We start from the raw sequence: 17173 nt of genomic DNA, 5'->3' as shown, positions 1-17173 counted from the left end.
TCTCGTTGCCGTTTCCCCATCAGCCGCAACCCGTTCTAACCCTTGAGTGGGGCCCTACATTGGCGGCATCGACCGACCCCGCGCGGTGGCGGTCTTGGGCTCTGAGACAACTGGGCGCGGCGATGGCGCGATCTGTTCGACTGGGGTGGTGTCGATCTCGAACAAGTCATCTGCGGTGCAGTCCAGCGCGGTGCATAAGGCGATCAGCGTCGAGAGCTTGATCTGGGTGGGCTCTTTGGTCAACAGCGCTGACACCGACGCCGCTGATAACTCCAGACCCGCTCGCTCGGCCAGTAGCCGCCGCAGCTCGGTGCCGGTCCAGACCTCGCGCTGGGCCGCGGCCATCCGTAGCCGCCATCGAATCTTCATGCCGTCCCGTCCTCTCCGCTCAGCTCGGCCAGCGTCGAGGTGACCGCACGCCGGTAGGCGTCCTCGATGAATGTCGCCGACGGCCGCACATACCGCATCGTCGAGCTCACCGTCCAATGCCCCAACAGCTGTTGAATCGCAACCAGATCCACACCGCGCTCATAGTTGTGAGTAGCGCAGGCCCGGCGCAGCGCGTGCGGGCTGAACCGCTCGGTCGCCGGCCGGCCCTCCAGCTCCATCAGATATCGCAGCCGATTGCGGATCGTGCCACGATGCAATGGGCCGCCGGACTCGTCGGCGAACAGCACCGGCGAGTCCGGGAACTTCGGGCGCACATCGGCCAGAAACCAGCGCAACAACACCTCCAGCCCGTCCAACATCGGTACCCACCGCGGCCGGGGACCGGACATGTGGGCAGCCTTGCCGAACCGCACGTGCAACTTACCGAACGGTCCACGATCGAAATGCACGTCCGGAATCTCCAGCAGCGCAGACTCTTCCGACCGCAACCCAGCGTGATACAGCGTCCGGAACATCGCGTAGTCCCGCGCGGCCGGACCGTACTTGCGGGCGGTGGCGATCCTCGACTTCAGGAACTCGAAGAACTCGCTCACCCGCTCCGGGGTCGGCGGCGCCGCGACTGCCGGCGAGTCGTCGCCCACGTGCCGGGAGGCGTTGAACTCGTCCACCGGGCATACCAACCGCGTCCCGAACATGGCCTCGATCTCAGCAGCCTTGCGGGTCTGCAGGAACCGATGGAACCCCTTGAAGATCTGCACGTACTCTCGGCGCGTCGACGCCGCTCGCCCCGCCATCGCCAGCTCGCCGACCACGCGATCGATGTCCTCACTGGTGACCTCCCACGCCGGACGCCCCAGCGCCGCCAACGTCCGCTCCAACAACCCAATATCATTGTCGATCGTCACCAGGCTGAATCCTCGAGCATGCCACGACGCCACCAACGCATCGACGCATTCACGTTGAAACACAACAGGATCGGCAGAAACAGGCTCGACCGGTGCGGCGCCACCGGGAATCAGCCGCAGACCCTCCACTAGCCGCACACCTTCTTCTCACCTAACTGGTTAAGGCAGCACCTAATATATCGCGACCACGCCTTGAAGATCGGCAAGACACGCAGACCAGTCGAAAGCCCAGCTAGCAGGGCAAAACGGTCACAACGAACATGTGCCAGCTCCAGTTGACTGGTACAACCTGTTCCCCAACCCCGTCGTCGCCGAATCACTGCTCGACCGACTGATCAACACCAGCCACCAAATCCTGATGGACGGACCCAGCTATCGACCGCGGAAACGACCCGGCGCCACCGCGCCAGTAGACAACACCAAAGCCACCCGGTAGACCTACACCCGAGGCCCACCGGTGGCGGAATTACCTGACGGATACCCCGGGGGAATTACGTGACGGTCGACAGCGTGGCGCCTCTGCTTTACTCGCCGGTTGTGGAGCATGCGCGAACGTCGGGGAGTGAAATCTGACGTGGTGTGCCGCCGATGCTCTGGCCTTGGGCGACCGGCGCGCTCGCCGAGATCGCGACCGAGACACTGAACGCGATCACCCTCCGCACCAGGACTGGCGCAACGGCCGAAGTGCTAGACCGGCTGATCGAAGCGACCGTCGACGCGGTCCGCGTACCACGGACCGGCGGAGGTTAACCGGCCGGCGGCGGCCCCGGTGGACTTACCGGCGGCGGCCCGGGTGAAACGATCGGCGGTTGATCCGGCAAGACCTGTCCCAGCCCGGCCGGAATCGCAGTACCGGGCGGGGGCGCGGTACCAGGCAGCGGCTCACCGAGCTGATCCAGTGGCATCTGGCCGAGAAGCCCGCCTTTCAGACGGTCGTCGCTATACATCGCACGCAGGCGCCTGAGGTAGTCCAAGCCGGAGATGTCCGCATTCTCGTCGCCCGGCGCCACCCCGAACATCGTTCCCTGGCCGGGCGCTGCGGGATCGACGTTCTGCGGGAGCAGGTAGGCGTTGTTGAACGCGTTGAGGTTCGGCGGCGTGCCTGGGGGGCCGCCCGGTGGCGAGGGAATTGGGTTCTGGCCCAGCATCAAGTCGTTGCCGACGGTCGGGTCGGGCATCTCGGGTAGGCCAAGAGGGCCGGCGGCAGGAGCCCCAATTTGCGCCAATCCCGAAAGCCCACTAGGCCCTAAAGGCGCGCCGATGATCGGTATCGTCGGCCCTTGCGGCGGCGGGACCGGAATCGCCGGATCAGCGGGCGGCGCGGGAGGGTCCGCAGCGGCGGGCGCCGCGTGGGCGACCGCCGCACCGACGGCGAGCGCACCGGCCACCACAATGCTCGCGATCACGTCCTTGGCGACCGCCCCGCGATCTCGGCTACTCATGGCTGGCGTCTCCTTCGGCTCGGATACCCACGCTCCACCTCTGATGTCAGACGGTCTTGGTGACGCCGTAGTAAGCGACGATGTCGTTGGTGTCCGCGGTCGAACTCGTCAATACCGCGAATGACCGCAGGAACGACTGACCGACGCAGCCGTCGATCTTGATGTGAACATCCTTGACGGTGACCCGGGCATCCTGGGCCTTGAACTTCTTCTTGGTCACCGAAACGGTGGTCACCTCGCCCGGCTTGGGCTGGACTTCAAACGTACCGCTGATCGGGAGCGAGGCGCCGGTAGGTACGAGACCCGCGAGCGTCGACCCCGACGTGCCAATGCCGATCTGGCCAGCCAGCCTGACCCTATCCAGTTCGATGCCGCAGCCGATCTGATAGCCGACCTCCAGCTTTCCGCCGTCCAACGTGGTGTCACCCGAGCCCGTGATCGACCCGGTAAACGTGGCGCCCACGAGGTATTCGCGCGACGACAGCGCGGTAGTCAGCGGCGCCACCGGCAGCTGGGTCTCGTTCAGCGCAGCCACCGTCAACTGCCAGCCGTCCGGGGTCGTGACGATTCCCGGCTGCTCCGACGGGACGGCGCCGGTGTCCGGCGGGGGACCGGCGTTTGCGACGGGTACCGGCGGCGGGTTGGGATCCGGCTCCGCCGCGGCGAGCGGAGCTGTCCCGGTCGAGACCAGCATGCAAACAGCGGCCAGAGTGGCTAAACGATAAAACATTGTGCGGGGGCGCCTCTCGTCGTCGTAATCCAAAGCAACTGTTCCGCCGAATGATCGATGGACCAGGTATCTAAACGGTGAACGGATGAACAACACTTGCCACCCGAAACTATCGAGTGCGCGTCTCTCAAGCTGGTAAGCCATTTCTGAAATGGATTCGCCGGATAACGGCACACGTGAACCATTGGCGCGGCTTGATCGCGCCGCGGCCAGCCGGCGACGCACCGTGACCCGCGGGACCGCTTCGGTCACTGCGCGATTGATCACGTCGGCGGACAGTTCAGGGCGTGACCACGGTGACGGATACGCCGGTGTCGGCGGGAGGCGAACCGGCGCCTCGATCCCTGAACCCACGAGGTCTCGCTGCATGAGCGGCTTTCGCGGCGGCACCAAATCGACGCCGGCACAGCCGCGCTTGCGAAACCGCATCACACGGCCTTGGTGACACCGAGATAGGTGATGACGTCCTCGGTGTTCTCGGTCGAGCTGGTCAACGTCGCGTACGACCGGATGAACGACTGACCGGCACATTGGTCGACGCCAATGCGGAAACCGGTGATCGTGACCCGCGTTTCTTTCCCCTCGAACTCTTTCTCGTCGACCGCAACCGTGGACACGGTGCCGGGACGGAGGTCTATTCTTCCCCGGTATGTGAGGTTCGGAGCGAAGGACGGATCGTTGTCAGCAAACGGTATGCGGATCGAAGGGGTAATACCGGCCCCGACAAGAGTTTCGATAGTATTTTGCGTAATGCCGCAGCCGATCTGATAGCCTGCCTCCAGTTTTCCGCCGTTCAGCTCGGTTTTACCCGAGCCCGTGATCGCCCCGACGAACGTGCCGCCCACGAGGTATTCGCGCGACGCCAGCGAGGTAGTCAGCGGCGCCACCGGCAGCTGGGTCTCGGCCACCGCGGACACCGTCAAATGCCAACCGTCCGGGGTATCCAAGACCCCCGGTGCCGCGGGCGGGACGGCGCCGTTGTTCGGCGGGGGTGGAGGTGCGGCGTTTCCCGCCGGCTCCACCGCGGGATCCGGGGGCGGTTCGGCCGACGCGAGTGGCGCAACCCCAACCGGGATCAGCATGCAGACGGCGGTCAAGGTGGCAAAACGATTCGGCATGGTCGCGGTGACGCCTCTCGTGGTCCGAATTCAAGGGAACTGTCGCGTCGTATGATTGAGTGGCCGAGTGTCCAAACGGTAAACGGACCGAAAACAGTTCATGCCACATACCCATCGAGAGCGCCTCTGGCTGTCCACAGCATCGAATGGACGCCGCACGGCCACCCAGCGTTGAGCGGCGGTTCATCATTTGGTGAGCTGTAGACTCGACCATTCGATATATACAACCATGCCTTGAACCTGATCATGAGAGCTCTCTGTCGATCACTGCGGCCTCGTATTCGCCTGACTCTGCTGTGGTCTCGCACGGAGAGCCGCTCAATGGCGGTGAGGGCAAGATCAGCTGGTCCGGTGGCGCGGCATCGCCCGCGATCAGGCCGACACGGCAGGAGGAATTGTTGAGGTCATCACATGTTTGCGAGCGCGGGTTGGCCGCGTCTCTCATCGCGTTTGGCATCGGGCTAGCGGTCGTCCCAACCGCATCCGCCGACCCCAACGACGCAGAACAGACGGACACGCCGGCTCCGGGTATGGTAACGGTCCCCGCGCCGACCTCGGACAACGTCAATCCCGCGGCGGCGGTGGCCTGCAAGCAGTTCGCCACAACGCTGAATTTCGCCGCGACCAATTACTCGGGTTTCGCCGACGCCACCGAAGGTACGGACCTTCCCGACTACAGAGATCCGACTGTCAGGAACAGTAACGTGACCGCTCGGACCGCGCTGCGGGAAGCGGCGGCCGCGGCCATGACCGCGGCGGCGACACCGGGTCTGCAGCCCGAGATCGCCGCGCCGATGCGGGCATGGTCAGTGGACGCGACGAAGCTCCTGTTGATCATGGGACTCCGCCGCGGCGGTGACACCCTTGACAATGTGGCCACCGAGCTCAACAACGACGCCTACAACGCCCAAACGGCATGTGCCGCCGCAGGAACGCACGCCTGAGGTTAGCCCCGTCGTCGTCAGAGGAGCTTGAACAAGAACGACTGCGTCCGTTCATGTTTGGGGTGAAGAGCACCTCGCCGAGGCTGCCTCTTCGAGAAGCATAGAGCGTCGACTTCGACCCATCAGGGCGTGGATGAAAGTTGCCAGCAGCTCGCGCAGCACATCGGGGCGGCAGGCGGTGAGTCGATCAGCCAGCACAGCCGGCCTGTCAATATTGTGGCCAGTGGTCATCGCGTCGATTCCTTTGCTCGAGTGACTTTGGTCGGTCCCTCGACGAATCACGCGATCGCTCCGGCGACCATGCGCCCCGCACCCTCGCCCGAGTTGGCCCGCCGGCCCGCAACCGCATCCCGGCGATCAATCATCCGGGCCGGCGCAGATTCGTGAGACCGATTGGAGACCCCGCTGTCGAGGCCCGAGGGACTTACCCTGTTGGAAGAGTCAGTCGTTCGGCGCGCCGAGGTTTTCGACGTCGCTCTCTGTAATACGCAGTACCCGGCCCGAGGCGATATCGAAGAAGAGCCCCAATGTATCCAATCGCTGCTCTTCCAGAGCGGGACCCACCACGGGATGGACTTTCAAGTTCTGAATTTGCCAAGCGACGTTGACCATTGCCAACTGATCGCAGGCGTCATACCCCTGCCTGGCCGCCGCCCGGCCGACGGGGTGACCGGCGCGGAACGCGTCGAGGCTTGGCAGCGCCTGTTCGATCCATGCCGCGACAGCGGGGGGAATGCCGTCACGATGGCCAGCCTCGGAGAGCAATGCCGTCATCGCTCCGCATCTGGAGTGGCCGCAGATGATCATGGTGTTGACGTTCAACTCGATGATTCCGTACGCCAATGCGGCTTCCATCGACATGTCAGCGGCGTTCGGCTGAACGAGGTTGCCGAGGTTGCGCACGGTGAAAAGGTCACCGGGCCCGCTGGCGGTGATGACATTGGGCACCAAGCGAGCGTCTGCGCAGGTCAGGAACAGAGCGCGCGGTCGCTGCCCGCCGCGCAGCTCGTTGAAATGTTCGCGAAGCAGCGGGGCGTGTCGGCGATGGTAACGCGCGACGCCGTCCAACACCGGGGTGAGCATCGAACCGGTGTCCCCTGGGTGGTGGCCGTGAGAGCGCCAGGGCGATAGGCCGCGGGCTATCGCGCTGTGCGACCGGCGAATCGGCGGCCCTACGGTGGCCGCTGCCATCGCGCTCTCGCCGATTTCGTCGATGCAAACCGAGCCGCCAGCTAGGCGGTGCCGCCGAGCCCACTCCTCGATGGCCTCGTATGCGGCGTGATCAAGGAAGTCGACTGTGATCTCCACGGTGACCCGGCTGCCACGCGGAATTGAGGCCAGCACGCGCGATAGCCGCGGCAAGGAAAGGAAACTGAGGGCTCCTTCGAGTGTGAGACGCCATTCGTGATGCTCCTCGTCGATCGGTTCGGCATGTACTGAGGCGCGCACCACCCGCCACAACACCACGACGAGGGTGACGGCGACGCCGATGGCGACGCCTTCCAGCAGGTTCAGGAACAGAACTCCGGTGACTGTGATCGCATAAACAGCCAGGTCGCCGGTACGCCAGGCCAGCCGGATGTGTGCCAACTTGACCAACTGGATACCGATCACGATCAGCAACCCGGCCAGGGCGGCCTTCGGAATTTGTTGCACCAGACCGGCCAGCAACACGGAAAACAGCAGCACCCACACGCCGTGCAAAATCGACGAAGCCTGCGTGCGTGCACCGGCCGCCACGTTGGTTGCGCTGCGGACGATCACGCCGGTTACCGGCAGCCCGCCGAGCATCCCCGACACCATATTGGCCGCGCCCTGACCGATGAGCTCGCGGTTCAGATCGGCTTTCGGGCCGTTGTGCATCTTGTCGACCGCAACTGCCGAAAGTAAGCTTTCCACGCTGGCGATCAACGCGATGGTCAACACAGCCAGTACAAACGGCACCCAGGTGCCGTGCGGCAGAGTCGGCAAGCCGATCGCGTCGAGGATCGAACCGTTGAGTTCGATTCTGTCGGCGTTCAGCGGCGGCACGAACGATATCGCCGTCGCGGCGACGATTGCGACTAGCGGCCCGGGAAGTATTTGTAGCCGAGCCGGGCTTCGTTTCCAGCTCAGCATGATCGCGACGACAATGAGCCCTACAACGATGTCGCTTAGGTGGGGAGCCCGAAGCTGAGCCGGCAATTCGGTCAGGTTGCGCCACACCGAACTCCGAGAGCTGCCGCCGAGCAGTACGTGAACTTGTTGCAGGGCGATCGTGATGCCGATCCCGGCGAGCATTGCGTGCACCACGATGGGCGATATGGCCAGCGCCGATCGCGCGAGCCGGCTCACGCCGAGAACTACTTGCAGCAACCCGGCTCCGACGACGATGGCGGTGGTGGTCTTCCAGCCAAAGGTATTGACCGTCTCGGCTACCACTACTGTCAAGCCGGCGGCCGGACCCGAGGCAAGCAGAGGCGCTCCACCCACCGCGCCAGCAATTATGCCGCCGACGATCGCGGCGATCAGCCCCGCCATAATCGGTGCGTTGGAGGCGATTGCGATCCCGATCGACAATGGCACCGCAACGAGAAAGACCACGATCGACGCCGGAAGGTCGTACCTCGCGACGGTCTTCAGACGGTCACGCAGGCTGTTAGGTGGGTCCACGGAGGCGTCGGCGTCCGCTACTACAGCCGAAGCAGAAGCCGGCATGGCGTGGGATCCTCTCTGTCAGTTCGCACACTCACTAAGCCTCGATCCACCGGTGAGCTGTCGGTGTGAAGTCGATTTCGATTGTGTGCGTTGGGCCCGGGGTGTGCCGTGAGGTGGGTGTGTGTGATGGCCCGATCTCGGTATCGGCTTGTTCCTGTGGGTCTTTCGTCTCGTGCGGGCGGTTGGGGTTGCTCTGTTAGGCCAGCAGTGGCCGGTTTCGGCCAAACAGACTGTGGAACAGGGTGTTCCACGCGGTTTCCCAGGGCCAGTTGCGTGGCAGGTGCAGGGTCAGGCGTCGGGCCGAGGAGGCGATGCGTGCCGGCACGCTGATCAGGGTGCGGCGGATGGTGCCGGTGCGGGCTTTGGCCAGCGCTGGTCCGGTCAGGGTGGCCGCGGCGCGGGTGAGGTTGAACGCCATCGCTGCGCACACCAGCCAGGCGGCGTTGGCGCCGAATCGCCCCGAGGGCAGATGGGCCAGAGCAGAGTCTTTGAGGTCGGCGTGGACCTGCTCGATGAGCGCGTGGCCGCGGTGGGTCTTGTCGGCGGTGACGGTATCGAGGTCGGTGGTGGTGAAGAAGGCATGGAAGCGCCAGGTGTCGAACAGGGTGGTCTGCCCCTCGCCGCTGGCGGGGTTGAGGTCGGGGATGCGCCGCACCACCAGCCTGCCGGGGATCTGCTCGCTGGTTTTGCGGGAGCTGAACGCGGTGAAGTCGATCTCGGCGACCTCGGCGCGCGAGATCCAGCGCTGGGTGTTCTCGTCGTAGATCGCGTCGGTGTACTGGATCGGGATCCAGGCGTCCTCGGGTATGGCGGCGATGGCGGCTTTGACTTTTGGGTCCAGGCGCACGGTGATCGACACGTCGGCACCACCGCGCAGAGCAGCCGCCACGGTTGGGTAGCCGTAGAACGCCGAGTCGGCTCGCAGCAGCGGCCGGGTGGCTGCCGCCGAAGAGCGCAGTCGTGTCACGGTGGCCAGCGTGTCGCCGACGATGCGGGCAGCTCCACGTGCTGATCCGCAGGCGCCTTTGCGTAGGCGTTGGCCGCAGATGATCGGTGCACCATGCTCAGTGGTGAGCGTGGCGATCAGCGCATTTAACCCACGGACCCCGGAGTATCCGTAACCAGATCCCTGTTTGGTGTAGCCGTGCACTTCGATGATGGTGTCATCGAGATCAACACACACCGGACCGTCAACACCGGCCAGCACCGGAGTGCGTTCGTGCAGACCGGCCAGCAACCGCGCCGCCACGGCGTCGAGTTGGCGGACATGACCGAAGCTGAATTCGCGCAGGAACGATCCCAGCGTCGACGGGGCGTACGGGCGGTCGAACACGGTGCCCATCGCGCCGTGGCGCAGCAAGGCCATGTCATCGATGCTGTCAGCACCAGCTACCATGCCCGCGACCAGCGACAAGACTTTCGCCCCGGCGTTGGCGCCCTTGTCGGTCGGCACCGTGATGTGCTCATCAGCCAGGCTGCTCAACCCGCACTGATGAGCCAGAGCGGCCATCGGGACCAGCCCGGCACACGACACCAGATTGGGGTCATCAAAGCGGGCTGACGCCACAGGACGAGTGTGAGATAGTTGCATCTACGAGATGCCCTTCGTTCTGACCGAATGTGATCCTAGACAAATCCCATTCTTTCACCGCGACAGGGCATTTCGTTTTTACAACCCGCCCCAACTCCTATTCGATCGGTGGATCAAGGCTAAGCCAGGAAGCAGAGGCATCCCGGTTATTCCGCACACTACCGAGAATTTTTCGGATAGCGGTACGGCGCTGGTCACATCGCGTATTCGATCACAGCACGAATCACCGAAGTCGGCAAAATCGCGCCCCTGGTGTCACCGATTCTCTAGCCCCAGGTCTGGTGGAAATTGAGGTGGCGGCCCCCCGCTCGTGACCTGCCGTATAGCCTGTCTGAGCGTTCGCCACCGCGATCGATCTGACCCCGACCGGGCGTGGCTGCGGGTGAGCTTGGGCAAGCTCACCTCGTCGCCGGGTGCCAGTAATCACCATATGTCCGAACCGAATACACCGCGGCGGTATGCCCACGATGTCGGATGGAAAGGGCTTAGCCTAGCCGCATCCCTTTGTGGCCGTTTAGTTTTCGGTCCTGCACAGCAGCCCGTTGAGTCTAGCTGGTCACCGCCGGGGTACCGGCCTTCGCGCAAGCCATCTGGACATTGTAGGTGGCCTCATTCAGCTCGGTGGCCGCGGTGTCGACAGCGTCGTTGCTGCGGTGAAGAAACATATTGACGAGCAGTTTCGCTGCCCGTGTCGACCAGACCCGTATCGGAGCCGCGACGTCTGACTGCAAACCCGGCGTGTCCGAGGCGCTAAGAGCTGCGCGAGCCGCTTCCCGTAGCGCGGTCCTGCCGGCCACATTGGCGCTCCGCACCGTCGGATTCGCGTAATTCCAGTCTGGAGATGACATCCCAGCAGCGAAATCGGAGTAGTTGACCGCGGCAGAGTCGAGCGCGTTGGCGAACTGCGAGCACGCTGCCGCCGACGCCGGGTTGGCGTCCGCCGCAGCGCTCGACCCCGCAACGACTGTGCCGGGCTCGGGCGTGCCCGGGACCGCCAGGTCGTTGGGGTCAGCGCCCGCCGCTGGTAGGGCAGCAAGGCTGACGCCAAAAGCGGTGAGCAACAATGCGAATGCCCGGGCAAGTTCTCCCACTGGTGACGCCGTCATGATGAAGCTCACTCCATATCTGGTCGTGTCAGCGCGTAGGCAGCCGGTCTCGCGGCGCTTCCTCTGGGACCAATGATCAAATACGAGCATCCAGCGTCAGACGGCCTTCGTGATGCCGGTGTAGGAGATGATGTCTTGGGTATCCGTCGTTGTGCCCGTCAGCGTGGCATACGAGCGCAGGAACGACTCCCCGACGCAGCCGTCGATTTACACGCGGAAGTCCGAGATGGTGATCCGCGGATCAGTGCCCTTAAACACCATCTTGCTGACCGGAACGATGTTGACTTTGCCTGGCACCAAGTAGACCGCAACCGAGCCGTTGATCGGAAGCCCGGCACTCAGTCCCGTCGGACCCAGCGCCGGGACCACGCCGACCGAGCCCGTTAATTGCACGCCATTGACCCCTAACTCGATGCCACAACCGATCTGATAGCCGACCTCGAGCGTCCCGCCGGTCAACGTGGTGGTGCCCGCGCCGGTCACCGACGCGTTGAACGCGCCGCCCACGATGTACTCACGTGACGCCGTGGAAGTCGTCAATGGCGCCACCGGCACTTCTGACTCGTCGTCGGCCCAAACGCTGATCGTCCAGCCGTCAGCGGTCGTGCGGGTGGCGCGCGCCCCAGAGGGCACCAGGCCGTCATTTGGAGGTGGTGCAGGCGGATCGGCGCTACTCGCCGCGGCCACTGCAGGATCGGGATCTGATTCTGGAGCGGTCGATGCCAGTGGCGCCGTCGCAACAGAGATCAATATGTAAGCGGTCACCACCGTGGCAAAACGAAGCAGCATCACGTAGCCTCCCGATCGAAATCAACCGGCGCACTGAATCGCACCGGCGTCAACGGTGGACTGCCGCGATGGTGGTCTTTCACGGGGGAAGCTCTGCGCCGAGGCCAGCGGGACAATATCCCGTAGGGCTTCGACACGGTGAAGTTGGCGGCGCCGAGCTTGTTTTCGGTGTGGTTCGCCAATCTGCAGCGCGTTGTCACGGTTCCCCCGATCAATTTCGCACCCGTGTCTAGCGGACGGGTGTCTGGGACAGAGTCCCGTGGCGTGGTGGACTTCGGATCGGCGTGGGTGTACGCGTAGTGATCAACGAGTCGTGGTGAATGCTAGGCGATTTGGCGCTGTTCGGCGAGGGCTTTGGCGGCGGGTTCAGCGGCGGCCTGTTTGGCGGCGATGACTTTGCGCAGCTCGACCATCGAGATGTCGGAGAGGTAGCGGCGAGTGACTTGCCATTCGTCGTGGGCTTCTATGACCACCGCGGTCGCCAGTCGTAGGAACGCCGCAGGGTTGGGGAAGATTTCTACCACGTCGGCGCGGCGTTTGATCTCTTTATTGAGCCGTTCGATGGGGTTGTTCGACCAGATCTTTTGCCAGTGCGCCCGCGGGAACGCGGTGAACGCCAACACATCGGTTTTGGCCTCATCCATCATTGTCGAGATTTTCGGAAAGCTCGCCGAGAGCGTGTCGGCTACCTGATCCCATTGAGCGGCGACCTCGGCGGGATCGGTGTGGGCAAAGATCGTCTTGACCGCCGCCGTGACCGCCGGGGCATGTTTGGCCGCGACCGCGCCGTGCAGGTTGCGCATGAAATGCACCCGGCAGCGCTGCCACGACGATCCGGCGAACTGCTGGGCCACGGCGGCTTTGAGGCCCGCATGGGCATCGGAGATCACCAGATGCACCCCGGTCAGGCCGCGCGCTTTGAGCGAGCCCAAAAACTCGCGCCAGAACTCGAAGGATTCGCTGTCACCCACGGCCGTGCCGAGCACTTCGCGGGTGCCGTCGATGGACACCCCGGTGGCCACGATCAGCGCTTGGGACACCACATGGGCCCCGACGCGGACCTTGCAAAACGTGGCATCGCAAAACACGTAGGGGAACTGGGTGTGAGTCAGCCTGCGGGTCCGAAACGCCTCGATCTCCTTATCGAGACCGGCGCAGATACGCGACACCTCGGACTTGGAGACCCCCGAGCCGACGCCGAGGGCAGCAACCAAGTCATCGACGCTGCGGGTGGAGACACCGTGGACGTAGGCCTCCATGATCACCGCGTGCAGCGCTTTGTCGATGCGGCGGCGCCGCTCAAGCAGCGACGGGAAGAACGAGCCGGCCCGCAGCTTGGGGATCTTGACCTCGATGTCCCCGGACGTCGTCGACACCGTCTTGGCCCGATGCCCATTGCGGTGCGTGTTGCGTTGCTCGCTGCGTTGATAGCGCCCGGCCCCGATCGCCTCAGCGGCCTCGGCCTCGATCAACGCCTGCAGTCCAGCACGGATCAACTCGGCGAACACCGCGCCCGCATCAGCGGACTTGAGCGCATCGAGCTGGGCGAGCAAGGCAGAATAGTCCTGGGTCATCGCGTGGTGCGTCCTTTACTTGAGTCACTTTGGTCGGTAACTCAATGACCACTACGCGATGCCCCACTTCAAGAGGCTCACCGACACACCTCAAGTCAGTCCCGGCTCGCTCGCCTCACCCCCGAAACCCCACCACCCCAGGGGACTTACCCTACCCATCGCATCAACACCTCGAAGCGTGAATGCAGCTCGTGCCACCGATGCGCCCACGTTAGGTTCACCGTCGTAGGCATGGATGGGCTACTGGAGACCGCCGGTCTGTGGAGTTAGTCGCGGGTGGCGATGACTTTGGCGGCGATGTCGACGAGCTTGACGTTGCTCTCTTGGGACAGTTGGCGCAGCATGTTGAAGGCCGCCACGTCGTCGACCTTGAAGCGCTCCATGATGATGCCCTTGGCTTGACCGATGCGGTCGCGGGTGGATAGCGCAGCCTGTAGTTGCTCGTTGTTCTGGCTGGCCAAAATAGCCGCCGCGGCGTGCGCGGCCAGCACGGCGCCGACGTTCTCGGCGTCGGCGCTCCACACGTTCGGCTGGAAGCTGAACAAATTCAACGCCCCGGCGATCTGCTCGGCGGTGTACAGCTTGAACGACAATCCGCTCAAGATGCCGATCTCGACGCACGCCGGCGCGTACCGCGGCCAGCGTGCCTCGTGGCGGAAGTCGTCGGTGCGTACGACGACGTCCTCTAGGGCTGCCTGCACGCAGGGTCCTTCGTCGTATTCCATCTGCAACGCGTGCAACCGGTGCGCCAGATCGTGCTCAGCGGGGATCGTCTCGAACGTGCGATTTTTTCCGATCAGCAGCACTCCAGCGGCATCCACCCCAGGTATGAGATCCAGCGCGGCGGTGCACACGTCTGAGAGCACGCGCTTGACGGGGCGTGGGCTGGCCAGCGTTCGCGCCAATTCCGCCATTCGCCCCGCCAAGTCCGCGCCACCGGTGTATGTCATCGGGGGAAGTGTGCCTCATCGAACGGACGGCTGCTCGGAAACGGCGCGACCCCATGGTGTGGCCCACACCAGACACGCCAGGCTCCGGCAGCCGAGCTGTCGAGAGTGGCCTGATCGCCGCAGACTGCGGCCCGCTGCTCAGTCGAAACGCGTCAACGTGCTTCGAGGCGTGAGACGAGACAAGATACGAGCCGTCCACATTCACTACAAACGAGACAATCTCTGCACATAGGCGGTTTGGGAACACCGTGGGTGCGGCGCAGAGTTCTGGCAATCGCGGCGAAGATGGCCGTCGGCTTAATTTCGGGCTCCGTCAATCGCTGTGCACACCCCAAGTGATGTGCGATGGTGAAGTGCCGTCCGTCAGGCTCGGCTCCCTAGCTTCCTGGCGGGCGGCACTTCATCTCAGCGGAGAGGAGACTCGTCTTCTCGCAGCAAAAACGCCTGATTTTTCAGTCATTGACCCGTCCCGGCGTTTCCGGAGGCTCCCGATCTTGGGAGGATCTGAGTTATGGGACGTCCGAGCAAGTACCCCGACGAGTTGCGTGAGCGTGCGGTGCGCATGGTCGCCGAGGTCCGTCCGCAGTACCCGTCGCAGTGGGCGGCGATCACCGCGGTCGCGGGCATGTTGGGGATCGGCACCCCGGAGACCTTGCGGACCTGGATTCGCCGCTCGGAGGTCGATACCGGCCAGCGTCCGGGGGTGACCACGCAGATGGCCGAGGAGAACAAGGCGCTGCGTAAGGAGATCGCCGAGTTGCGTCGGGCCAATGAGATCTTGAAAGCAGCGGCGATTTTCTTCGGGGCCGAGCTCGACCGGCCCGGGAGACGGTGATCCGGTTCATCGCCGAACACAAGGACCATCAGGTGGCCGGCCCCGACGGCGGGGCCGGGCTGCGCTGGGGTGTCGAGCCCATGTGTGCCGTGCTGTCTGAGCACGGCACCGCGATCAGCCCGTCGACCTACTACGAGTGGATCGCCAAGTCCCCGACCCGGCGCGAGATCCGCGATGCCGAGTTGGTCGAGATCATCACCGCGGCAAGGGAAGACAAGAAGAAGGGCAGGTTCGTCCAGACGCTGGGGTCACGCAAGTTGTGGATCTGGCTACGCGGCCAGGGCCACGACGTCGCCCGCTGCACGGTGGAGCGGATCATGCGCGACAACGGGTGGGAGGGTGCCCGGTACGGGTCCAAACACAAGACCACCATCGCCGACGAGACCCACCGGCGGTATCCAGATCTGGTGGACCGCCGGTTCTACGCGTCGGCGCCAAATCGGTTGTGGGTAGCCGACTTTACCTATGTGGCGACGTGGATGGGGTTCGTCTACGTCGCGTTCGTCATCGACGCGTACAGCCGCCGGATCGTGGGCTGGAGGGCCGCCCGGTCGATGACCACCGATCTGGTCCTCGACGCCGTCGAGCACGCATTCTTCACCCGCACCCAGGACGGCACCAGCTTGCGCGGGCTCATTGCACACAGCGATGCGGGCAGCCAGCGCGGATTCAATTGGTCGACGCAACACTAATCTCGATCGAGGATAGTTCATCGTGCATCAGTTCGGCGGGTGTTCGCCACTTGAGTATCTTGCGCGGACGGTTGTTCAATGTGTCGGCAACAGCTTGCAATTCTGCTGATGTCCAACGTGATAAGTCAGTCCCCTTGGGGAAGTACTGCCGCAGCAGACCGTTGGTGTTCTCATCAGTTCCGCGCTGCCACGGGCTGTGCGGATCGGCGAAGTACACCCGCACACCGGTCGCCTCGGTCAACGCGGTGTGAGCAGATAGTTCCTTGCCTCGGTCCCATGTCAGTGACTTCCTCAGCGGCTCTGCAAGTTTCGTCAGCTTCGCTTCCAGCGCGGTGTTCATGGACAGCGCTCCGTAGCCGCCGAGAGCCGGGCCGTTCTTGACCGGTTTACTCACGCCCCACCCATCCTGGCGTGGCAGGTGAACAAGCATGGTGTACCTCGTCTTTCGCTCGACAACCGTGCCGATCGCCGAGCGTCCAAGCCCGATGATGAGATCTCCCTCCCAGTGGCCGGCAACTGCGCGGTCATCCGCCTCCTTCGGTCTCTTGCTGATCACGGTGTCCTCGGTGACATGCGCCCACGCGACCCGTTTCGAGCGGGCTCGCGGCATGCGCAACGCTCGACCCGTGCGCAGACTCAGGATCTCGTCACGGTCGAGGCCACCCCGTCCCTCGACGTATAAGGCCTGGTAGATCGCCTCGTGGCTGATCCGCATCGACAGATCATCGGGGAAGTCGATCGTGATCCGGTTCGCGATCTGCTCAGGACTCCACGCCTGCACCCACCGTCGATCGGCCCGATGCGGCTTGTTGCGGCCAGTCCACTGCCCGACCGCGGGTCCGGCGACCACATTGCCCTCGGCATCATGAACCTGGCCAGACAGTCGTTGATGCACGTACTCGCGCAGCTTCGGATTGGTCTCCAGCTTGGTGGCCTTCGGTCGGCGGGCGAACAGTTCTGCCTTCCATTGCGCTACCGACGCCCGATATTGCAGTGTGCCGCTGCGGGTCGCTGCGTTGCGGCGCAGCTCCCGCGAGATCGTCGACGGACTCCGCCCCAAAGCCGAAGCGATCTCCCGAATCCCTCTACCCTGCACGCGAAGTAGCGCGATCTCTTCTCGCTCGGGAAAGGTCAAATAGCGACCTGAAGGCGCCGGCCACGAGTACGGGGACATGCCCCCACCTTGACGGAACCATCGTGATCCCACGACGCCCGACACACCGACCGCCACCCCGGCTTCCGAAGGCAACATCCCCTCGGCCACCTTGCCCCAGAATCGACGCTCCAACCCACGATGGTGACCGGGATGCCCCGGCGACCGCAGCGGTCTACGCCCGGTAACCTCACGAACCCAATCCGACGGACGTCCCACAGTACCCTCCTGACCTCGGGTGTTGCGTCCACCGGTTG

12 protein-coding genes and 4 pseudogenes are annotated in these 17173 nt (G+C 64.1%); 3 read left to right on the top strand and 13 right to left on the bottom strand.

What is annotated here, in order from left to right; all coding sequences use genetic code 11:
* Nucleotides 1-54: 54 nt before the first annotated feature.
* Entirely contained in the window at nucleotides 55-369 is a 315-nt protein-coding gene (locus DYE23_RS02565) for a helix-turn-helix domain-containing protein (RefSeq protein WP_067393169.1), read from the bottom strand.
* The gene (locus tag DYE23_RS02560; RefSeq protein ID WP_067393172.1) at nucleotides 366-1433 is read right to left on the bottom strand and encodes a tyrosine-type recombinase/integrase; all 1068 of its coding nucleotides are present in this window, start codon (nucleotides 1431-1433) and stop codon (nucleotides 366-368) included. The genes DYE23_RS02565 and DYE23_RS02560 overlap by 4 nt, the downstream gene beginning before the upstream one ends.
* Before the next feature lie 130 nt (nucleotides 1434-1563).
* Between DYE23_RS02560 and DYE23_RS02555 the strand changes: the two are divergent.
* Nucleotides 1564-1731: pseudogene (locus DYE23_RS02555) on the top strand (hypothetical protein); the annotation flags it as partial.
* Between the two features lie 310 nt (nucleotides 1732-2041).
* Here the strand turns inward: DYE23_RS02555 and DYE23_RS02550 are convergent.
* The 3 genes from DYE23_RS02550 to DYE23_RS02540 form a co-directional block, all read right to left on the bottom strand.
* Nucleotides 2042-2737 (bottom strand): hypothetical protein, encoded by a 696-nt coding sequence (locus DYE23_RS02550; protein ID WP_084377652.1) that lies wholly within the window; start codon nucleotides 2735-2737, stop codon nucleotides 2042-2044.
* Nucleotides 2738-2783: 46 nt separating this feature from the next.
* Entirely contained in the window at nucleotides 2784-3467 is a 684-nt protein-coding gene (locus DYE23_RS02545) for an MspA family porin (RefSeq protein WP_061004163.1), read from the bottom strand.
* Between the two features lie 428 nt (nucleotides 3468-3895).
* Nucleotides 3896-4375 (bottom strand): MspA family porin, encoded by a 480-nt coding sequence (locus DYE23_RS02540; RefSeq protein WP_308207165.1) that lies wholly within the window; start codon nucleotides 4373-4375, stop codon nucleotides 3896-3898.
* Between the two features lie 638 nt (nucleotides 4376-5013).
* Between DYE23_RS02540 and DYE23_RS02535 the strand changes: the two genes are divergently transcribed.
* Nucleotides 5014-5529: an Rv2240c family protein gene (locus DYE23_RS02535; protein WP_406775975.1), complete on the top strand. Its 516-nt coding sequence runs from the start codon at nucleotides 5014-5016 to the stop codon at nucleotides 5527-5529.
* A gap of 98 nt (nucleotides 5530-5627) precedes the next feature.
* Here DYE23_RS02535 and DYE23_RS02530 read toward each other — a convergent pair.
* From DYE23_RS02530 to DYE23_RS02500, 7 genes and pseudogenes are all read right to left on the bottom strand, one after another.
* Nucleotides 5628-5760: pseudogene (locus DYE23_RS02530) on the bottom strand (IS256 family transposase); the annotation flags it as partial.
* A 210-nt stretch (nucleotides 5761-5970) separates the two neighbouring features.
* On the bottom strand, nucleotides 5971-8226 hold the full coding sequence (locus tag DYE23_RS02525; protein ID WP_067396830.1) for a SulP family inorganic anion transporter: 2256 nt from the start codon (nucleotides 8224-8226) through the stop codon (nucleotides 5971-5973).
* A 196-nt stretch (nucleotides 8227-8422) separates the two neighbouring features.
* Nucleotides 8423-9817, bottom strand: a complete 1395-nt coding sequence (locus tag DYE23_RS02520) for an IS1380 family transposase (RefSeq protein ID WP_115326321.1) — start codon at nucleotides 9815-9817, stop codon at nucleotides 8423-8425.
* 548 nt (nucleotides 9818-10365) lie between these two features.
* The gene (locus tag DYE23_RS02515; protein WP_235660313.1) at nucleotides 10366-10935 is read right to left on the bottom strand and encodes an Rv2240c family protein; all 570 of its coding nucleotides are present in this window, start codon (nucleotides 10933-10935) and stop codon (nucleotides 10366-10368) included.
* Nucleotides 10936-11019: 84 nt separating this feature from the next.
* Nucleotides 11020-11712: pseudogene (locus DYE23_RS02510) on the bottom strand (MspA family porin).
* Nucleotides 11713-12035: 323 nt separating this feature from the next.
* Nucleotides 12036-13286, bottom strand: coding sequence for an IS256 family transposase (locus DYE23_RS02505; RefSeq protein ID WP_115326418.1), 1251 nt, complete (start codon nucleotides 13284-13286; stop codon nucleotides 12036-12038).
* Nucleotides 13287-13552: 266 nt separating this feature from the next.
* The gene (locus tag DYE23_RS02500; RefSeq protein ID WP_115326417.1) at nucleotides 13553-14236 is read right to left on the bottom strand and encodes a GAF and ANTAR domain-containing protein; all 684 of its coding nucleotides are present in this window, start codon (nucleotides 14234-14236) and stop codon (nucleotides 13553-13555) included.
* A 511-nt stretch (nucleotides 14237-14747) separates the two neighbouring features.
* Between DYE23_RS02500 and DYE23_RS02495 the strand changes: the two are divergent.
* A pseudogene (locus DYE23_RS02495) lies at nucleotides 14748-15733 on the top strand (IS3 family transposase); the annotation flags it as partial.
* A gap of 7 nt (nucleotides 15734-15740) precedes the next feature.
* On the opposite strand, the gene DYE23_RS02490 reads toward DYE23_RS02495, so the two are convergent.
* Nucleotides 15741-17135 carry an IS30 family transposase gene (locus tag DYE23_RS02490; RefSeq protein ID WP_115326416.1) on the bottom strand — a complete coding sequence of 465 codons (1395 nt, stop codon included), beginning with the start codon at nucleotides 17133-17135 and terminating at the stop codon, nucleotides 15741-15743.
* Nucleotides 17136-17173: the final 38 nt, after the last annotated feature.

Source organism: Mycolicibacterium gilvum (assembly GCF_900454025.1).
In the GTDB taxonomy this organism is placed as follows: Bacteria; Actinomycetota; Actinomycetes; order Mycobacteriales; family Mycobacteriaceae; genus Mycobacterium; species Mycobacterium gilvum.
The sequence above is the reverse complement of the archived record's forward strand: the minus strand, read 5'-3'. Positions and strand labels throughout refer to the sequence as shown.

Coding starts and splice junctions, on each gene's coding strand:
- DYE23_RS02565 (WP_067393169.1), bottom strand. CDS start 369: ATGAAGATTCGATGGCGGCTACGGATGGCCGCGGCCCAGCGCGAGGTC.
- DYE23_RS02550 (WP_084377652.1), bottom strand. CDS start 2,737: ATGAGTAGCCGAGATCGCGGGGCGGTCGCCAAGGACGTGATCGCGAGC.
- DYE23_RS02545 (WP_061004163.1), bottom strand. CDS start 3,467: ATGTTTTATCGTTTAGCCACTCTGGCCGCTGTTTGCATGCTGGTCTCG.
- DYE23_RS02525 (WP_067396830.1), bottom strand. CDS start 8,226: ATGCCGGCTTCTGCTTCGGCTGTAGTAGCGGACGCCGACGCCTCCGTG.
- DYE23_RS02520 (WP_115326321.1), bottom strand. CDS start 9,817: ATGCAACTATCTCACACTCGTCCTGTGGCGTCAGCCCGCTTTGATGAC.
- DYE23_RS02505 (WP_115326418.1), bottom strand. CDS start 13,286: ATGACCCAGGACTATTCTGCCTTGCTCGCCCAGCTCGATGCGCTCAAG.
- DYE23_RS02500 (WP_115326417.1), bottom strand. CDS start 14,236: ATGACATACACCGGTGGCGCGGACTTGGCGGGGCGAATGGCGGAATTG.